Source organism: Novilysobacter antarcticus, assembly GCF_019802285.1.
Classification (GTDB): Bacteria; Pseudomonadota; Gammaproteobacteria; order Xanthomonadales; family Xanthomonadaceae; genus Novilysobacter; species Novilysobacter antarcticus.
Map to the genome: position 1 here is coordinate 1 of NZ_JAIEUJ010000006.1, position 1,115 is coordinate 1,115.

General features: G+C 67.1%; 1 protein-coding gene. It reads right to left on the bottom strand.

Annotated features, from left to right (window positions below; translation table 11 throughout):
• The coding region (locus KZ491_RS12695) for an acyl-CoA dehydrogenase family protein (RefSeq protein ID WP_222566241.1) at positions 1 to 1,113 on the bottom strand (1,113 nt) is incomplete at its 3' end.
• Positions 1,114 to 1,115: the final 2 nt, after the last annotated feature.

Here is a 1,115-nt window from a genome sequence, read left to right on the forward strand (position 1 = left end):
GGTCTCGGTGCCCTCGTAGGTGATCACCGACTCCAGGTTCATGGCGTGGCGGATCGCGCAATGCTCGGTGGTGATGCCCGCGCCGCCCAGCAGGTCGCGGCACTGGCGGGCGATGTCGATCGCCATCCGGCAGTTGTTCCACTTGGCCAGGCTGACCTGGGTCGGGGCCATGGTGCCGGCGTCCTTCAGGCGGCCCAGCTGGACCACCATCAGCTGCGCCATGGTGATGCGACGCGCCATGTCGGCCATCTTCAGCTGGGCGCTCTGGGTCGCCGCCACCGGGCGGTCGAACAGGATGCGTTCCTTGGTGTAGCCCAGCACTTCGTCCAGGCAGGCGATCGCCGCGCCGATCGGGCCCCAGGTGATGCCGTAGCGGGCCTGGGTCAGGCAGCCCAGCGGGCCCCTCAGACCCTTCACGTTGGGCAGGCGGTTGGCTTCGGGCACGCGCACGTTGTCGAAGAACAGGCCGCTGGTGACCGAGGCGCGCAGGCTCATCTTGTGCTTGATTTCCTGGGCGGCAAAACCCTTCATGCCCTTCTCGACCACGAAACCCTGGATGCCGTCATCGGTCTGCGCCCAGACGATCGCGATGTCGGCCAGGTTGCCGTTGGTGATCCACATCTTGCTGCCGTTGAGGACCCAGTCGCCGCCGTCCTTGCGGGCGTTGGTCTTCATGTTGGCCGGATCGGAGCCGCCGTGCGGCTCGGTCAGGCCGAAGCAGCCGATGGTCTCGCCGCGCGACATCGAGGGCAGCCAGCGCTGCTTCTGCTCCTCGGTGCCGTAGGCGAAGATCGGGTACATGCACAGCGAGGACTGCACCGAGACGAAGCTGCGGATGCCGCTGTCGCCGCGCTCCAGCTCCTGGCAGATCAGGCCGTAGGACACCGAGTTCAGGCCGCCACCGCCGTACTCCTCGGGCAAGGACGAACCCAACAGGCCAAGCTCGGCGATCTCGCTGATGAGCTCGCGCGGGAAGCGGCCTTCATCGAAAGCAGCGCCGATGATCGGCAGCACGCGCTCGTCGGTGAAACGCGCCACCGTGTCCTGCACGGCGCGCTCCTCCTCGGTCAGCAGGGAGCGGGTGTCGTACAGGTCGTAGGGATTGAGGGACATGG